The organism is Sphingomonas sp., assembly GCF_048594985.1.
In the GTDB taxonomy this organism is placed as follows: Bacteria; Pseudomonadota; Alphaproteobacteria; order Sphingomonadales; family Sphingomonadaceae; genus Sphingomonas_I.
The window spans coordinates 1-5,598 of sequence record NZ_JBMDXG010000028.1; the positions used below are offsets into that span (position 1 = coordinate 1).

General features: G+C 68.3%; 3 protein-coding genes and 1 pseudogene. 3 read left to right on the plus strand and 1 reads right to left on the minus strand.

Annotated elements, in window-relative coordinates; genetic code table 11:
- A pseudogene (locus ACOJSF_RS01095) lies at nt 1–178 on the plus strand (RNA chaperone Hfq); the annotation flags it as partial.
- 30 nt (nt 179–208) lie between these two features.
- Nucleotides 209–1,510 (plus strand): GTPase HflX, encoded by a 1,302-nt coding sequence (gene hflX, locus ACOJSF_RS01100; RefSeq protein WP_420140399.1) that lies wholly within the window; start codon nt 209–211, stop codon nt 1,508–1,510.
- A 197-nt stretch (nt 1,511–1,707) separates the two neighbouring features.
- Here hflX and ACOJSF_RS01105 read toward each other — a convergent pair whose 3' ends face one another.
- A complete protein-coding gene (locus ACOJSF_RS01105; RefSeq protein WP_420140401.1) occupies nt 1,708–3,753 on the minus strand; it encodes a prolyl oligopeptidase family serine peptidase in 2,046 nt (681 codons plus the stop codon).
- Nucleotides 3,754–3,890: 137 nt separating this feature from the next.
- On the opposite strand from ACOJSF_RS01105, the gene ACOJSF_RS01110 reads away from it, so the two are divergent.
- Nucleotides 3,891–5,598, plus strand: a 1,708-nt coding sequence (locus ACOJSF_RS01110) for a M3 family metallopeptidase (RefSeq protein ID WP_420140400.1), incomplete at its 3' end; no start/stop codon positions are given.

A 5,598-nucleotide genomic window follows, 5' to 3' on the forward strand; every position in this document is an offset into this window, starting at 1 on the left:
CGGCGTGATGCTGCAGGGCTAGATCGCAGCCTATGACCTGTTCTGCATGCTGCTGCGGCGCGACGGGATGAGCCAGCTTGTCTACAAGCACGCCATTTCCACCGTGCAGCCGATGCGCCCGCTCAACCTGATGAACGATGACGAAGAGGGCGCGGAAGACGATCAGGACGGGGTGTAATTCCGTCGCCGACGCGCCATATCGGACGGAATGAGCGGTTTTTCCAGGGAAGAGGCGGACGAGGTCCGTCATGGCGCGCGCGCGGTGATCGCGTTGCCCGAACTGAATAGCGGACTGCGCGACAGCGACGCGCGGCTGGAGGAGGCGGCGGGGCTTGCCGCGGCGATCGGGCTCGACGTGCGCGACAAGGTGGCCTTCCGCCTGCGCGCGCCGAAGCCCGCCACGCTGTTCGGGTCGGGCCAGGTCGAGCAGATCGCGCTGACGGCGCGGATGCACGAGGCCGAGCTGGTGGTGGTCGATGCGGCGCTGACGCCGGTCCAGCAGCAGAATCTGGAGAAGGCGACCGAGGCCAAGGTGATCGACCGGACGGGGTTGATCCTCGAGATTTTCGGCGAGCGCGCGGCGACCGCCGAGGGGCGGTTGCAGGTCGAACTCGCGCATCTCGACTATCAGGCTGGCCGGCTGGTGCGGAGCTGGACCCACCTCGAGCGGCAGCGCGGCGGCTTCGGCTTCCTTGGCGGTCCGGGCGAGACCCAGATCGAGGCCGACCGGCGGATGATCCGCGACCGCATGGCGAAGATCCGCCGTGAGCTGGAGCAGGTGCGCAAGACGCGCGGGCTGCACCGCGCGCGGCGCGAGCGCGCGCCGTGGCCGGTGGTGGCGCTGGTCGGCTATACCAATGCGGGCAAATCGACCCTGTTCAACCGCCTGACCGGCGCGGGCGTGATGGCGGAAGACCTGCTGTTCGCGACGCTCGACCCGACCATGCGGCAGGTGTCGCTGCCCGGGCTCGACAAGGTGATCCTGTCCGACACGGTCGGGTTCGTATCCGACCTGCCGACGCAGCTGGTCGCGGCGTTCCGCGCGACGCTGGAGGAAGTGACGGCGGCGGACCTGATCCTGCACGTCCGCGACATCGCGCATCCCGACAGCGAGGCGCAGCGCGCCGACGTGCTCGCGGTGCTGGAGGAGATCGGCATCGACGGCGAGGCGGGCGAGAGCGCGCCGATCATCGAGGTGTGGAACAAGCTCGACGCGCTGTATCCCGAGGCGCACGCCCGCGTGCTGGCCGAGGCGGAGCGCGCCGACGACGTGATCGCGGTGTCCGCATTGACCGGGGAGGGTGTCGACGACCTCCGCCGGGGCGTTGCCGAACGCCTGCTGGCCGGCGCGCGCGTCCACAGCATCGCGCTGCCGGCGGGCGAGGGCGGCGCGATCGCGTGGCTGCACCAGCATGGCGAAGTGCTGGATCAGGCCGCCGACGGGGAGACGATCCACCTCGACGTGCGCCTCTCCCCCGACGAATGGAATCGCGTCCAGGCGCGTCGCTAGCGCAGCGGAAGGGCTGGCGTAAGGTACATCCTCGACCCGATCGGCATTCAGTCTTCCCGTTCGCACTGAGCTTGTCGAAGTGCGGTCCTTGCCTTCGCACTGGCGCGAAGAACGGTGCTTCGACAAGCTCAGCACGAACGGTGTTCGCGGTACCTCACTGGATGTTGATCGACCCAGGGCGTGTTTAGGTGGCTGCCTTATTCCTGCGGCGGCCGCGCCCCCGTCCGGTAACGGTCGAACCAGGCGAGGATCGCCGCTGCCTTGGCCGCCGCCTGCGAGGGGCGGGCCGCGATGCCGCCGTGGCTGGCGCCCGGCACCATCACCATCGCGGTCGGCACGCCCCGGATCTGGAGCGCGGCATAATATTGCTCGGACTCGCTGACGGGCGTGCGGTAATCCTCCGCGCCCACCACGACCAGCGTCGGCGTCTTGACGTTGCCGACCAGGCTGAGCGGCGAGCGGCTCCAGTAGCTCATCGGGTCTTCCCACGGCTGCTTGGCGAACCAGTAGCGCGAGGTGAAGCCGGTGCCGTCCATGGTCAGCGCCTCGCTGATCCAGTTGATGACGGGCTTCTGCGTCGCCGCCGCCTTGAAGCGGTCGGTCTTGCCGACGATCCAGCTCGTCAGCACGCCGCCGCCCGAACCACCGGTGACGAACAGATTGCCGGGATCGGCGACCCCCGTGGCGATCGCGGCATCGACCGCCGCCATCAGGTCGTCATAATCCTCGCCCGGATATTTCTTGTCGATCAGGTTGGCGAAATCGTCGCCATAGGAGGTGCTGCCGCGCGGGTTCGTGTAGAGCACGGCATAGCCGGCGGCGGCATAGAGCTGGTAGTCGGTCGAGAAGCTGGCCCCGTAAGCGGAGTGCGGCCCGCCGTGGATCTCCAGGATCAGCGGCACGCGCGTGCCCGGCCGGTAATCGGGGGGCAGGACCAGCCAGCTTTCAACCGGGCGCCCGTCCTTCGACGTGACCGCAAGCGGCTGGACGCGGCCGAGCGCCTTGTAAGCGAGCGTCGTTTCGTTGAGGTGGGTGAGCGGGCGGCCGTCGACATAGATGTCGGCCGGGCGCGACGGGCCGTTGCCGGTGAAGGCGATCCTGCCGCCGTCCGATACGCTGTAGCTGCCGCCGGTGTAGGGGCGGTCGAGCTGGCCGCCGGTGAGCGCATCGGTCAGCACGGTCAGCCGGCCGTCGAGCGTGACGCGGGCGACCTTCTTCTTCGCATGGTCGTCATAGGAGATGAACAGCGTGCGGCCGTCCTTCGACCATGACGCCGTCTCGACGTCGCGGTCGAGCGTGGGGGTGAGCGGGCGGACGCCCGAGCCGTCACGGTTCATGACGTAGAGCTGGTTGTGCGTGAAGCTGCGATACTTGTCGTCGCTGCCGAGGAAGGCGATCCGGCTGCCGTCGGGTGACAAAGCGGGCGCGAAATCGGGGCCGTAGCGCTTCGTGATCTGGGTTAGGCCGCCGCTCGCGACATCGACGGCATAGATATCGACATCGTTGGGCTCGCGTTCCCAGTCGGCGCGGCGGTTCGAGGTGAAGAGGATCGTGCGCCCATCCTTCGACCAGGACAGCGGGCCGGCATCGTCCTGGCGGCCGAAGGTGATCTGGCGCGGCGCGCCGCCATCGGCCGCGACGACGAACAGATGCTCGCTGCCGGGCTGGAGATAGCCGGCGCCATCGGCGCGATAGGTGACACGGTCGATCACCCGCAGCGGCTCGGCCCATTTCGCGCCCTCGGGCTTGGGCGGCGCCTTGCCGAGCGTGACAGGATCGCCGGGGACGCGCATCGTGTAGGCGATCTGGCGGCCGTCTGGGGCCCAGGCGATCGCGCCGGGGCTGTCGGGCAGGCCGGTGATGCGCGCGGTTTCGCCATTGGCGATCCAGCGGACGTGGAGCTGCGGCGACTGGCCCTCGGCGGCGGACACGAAGGCCAAGCGGGCGCCGTCGGGCGACCAGCGCGGGCTGCTGTGCGAACCGGGGCCGGCGGCGAGCGGGCGTTGCGCGCCCGTCTTCGTATCGACCAGCCAGATGGTCGAGCGCATCCGATCGCTCATGACGTCGCCCGACCGGCGGACATAGGCGACCCAGGCGCCATCGGGGCTGATCTGCGGATCGCTCGCCTGTTCGAGGTCGAACAGGTCCGCGCCGGTGAACAGGCGCGAAGGGCCGGTCGCGTCGGCGGCGAGCGCGGGCAGAGCGGCCGTGGCGAGGAGGACGGCAAGAGTCAGTCGCAGCATCGAAAACCCCTTGTTGGTCGCGCGATAGAGCGCCGATGCACCGGGCGACGCAAGGGGCTTGGCAAAGCCGCGCGCGCGTTCCACCCTTGGGGCATCATGGCATTCCGCCAATGCTTCGGACGAAGGACTCCGCTTTCATGCTTTCCACTTCCCGGCCGCTCGCCTCCGCGGTCGCAATGGCGCTGATCGCGCTCGCCACCCCCGTGCTTGCCGCCAACCCGCTCCTCACACCCAGCACGCTGCCGTTCCAGGCGCCGCGCTTCGACCAGATCAAGGACAGCGACTACCAGCCCGCGATCGAGCAGGGGATGGCGGAGCAGCTGGCGGAGATCACGCGCATCGCCAACAGTCGCGCCGCGCCCACCTTCGACAACACGATCGTGGCGATGGAGAAATCGGGGCGGCTGCTCGACCGCGCGACATCCGCCTTTTACGGCGTGGTCGCCGCCAACACGAACCCGACGCTGGACGCGGTGCAGACCGCGGTCGCGCCGAAGCTGACCCAGCATTCCGACGCAATCCGGCTCAACGCGGCCCTGTTCCAGCGGGTGAAGACGCTGCACGACAAGGCGGCGTCGCTGAAGCTTACCCCCGAACAGGCGCAGCTGCTGAAGGTGATCTACAGCGACTTCGTGCAGGCGGGCGCCAATCTGAACGACGCCGACAAGGCGAAGCTGCGCGCGTTCAACACCGAACTGGCCACGCTGGAAACCGCCTACCAGCAGAAGCTGCTGGCCGCCGCCAAGGCGGGCGCGCTGGTGGTCGACGACAAGGCCGCACTCGCCGGCCTGAGCGAGGCGGAAGTCGCGGCGGCGGCGAAGGATGCGGCCGATCGCGGGCTCGCCGGCAAATATGTGCTGCCGCTGCAGAACACGACGCAGCAGCCCTTGCTCCAGAACCTGAGCGTCCGCGCGACGCGCGAGGCGCTGTTCAAGCAGAGCTGGAGCCGCGCGGAGAAGGGCGACGCCAACGACACCCGCGCGACGCTGCAACAGATCGCCTGGCTGCGCGCGCAGAAGGCCAAGCTGCTCGGCTTCCCGACCTGGGCGCATTACAAGCTGGCCGACCAGATGGCCGAGAACCCCGAGGCGGCGAAGCGCTTCATGGGCCAGCTGGTCCCGCCGCTGGCCGCGCGCCAGAAGGAGGAGGCCGCCGAGATCCAGGCGGTGATCGCCAAGGGCGGTGAAAGCTTCACGCTCGCGCCGTGGGACTGGACGCGCTATTCCGAGCAGGTCCGCAAGGCCAAGTACGACCTCGACCAGAACGAGCTGAAGCCGTATTTCGAACTGAAGCGTGTGCTGGAGGACGGCGTCTTCTTCGCCGCCAAGCAGCTGTACGGGCTGACCTTCAAACGCCGCACCGACATCCCGGTCTATCAGCCCGACGTGATGGTCTATACCGTCTACGAACAGGACGGGTCCGAGCTGGGCCTGATGTATTTCGACTATTTCAAGCGCGACAACAAGAATGGCGGCGCGTGGATGTCGAACTTCGTCGGCCAGTCGAAGCTGCTCGGCACCAAGCCGGTCATCTACAATGTCGGCAATTTCCAGAAGCCGGCCGCGGGCCAGCCCGCGCTCGTCACCTGGGACGACGTCAATACGATGTTCCACGAATTCGGCCACGCGCTGCACGGCCTGTTCGCGGATCAGGTCTATCCGACCATCTCGGGCACCAACACGGCGCGCGACTTCGTGGAGTTTCCGTCGCAGTTCAACGAGCATTGGGCGCTGGAGCCGCGCGTGCTGGCCAACTATGCCCGCCACAACAAGACCGGCGCCGTCATCCCGCCGGCCCTGATCGAGAAGATAAAGCGCGCGGAGAGCTTCGGCACCGGCCAGTCGC

Bases quoted from the DNA above. Each gene is read 5' to 3' on its own strand.
- hflX (WP_420140399.1), top strand. From the start codon at position 209: ATGAGCGGTTTTTCCAGGGAAGAGGCGGACGAGGTCCGTCATGGCGCG.
- ACOJSF_RS01105 (WP_420140401.1), bottom strand. From the start codon at position 3,753: ATGCTGCGACTGACTCTTGCCGTCCTCCTCGCCACGGCCGCTCTGCCC.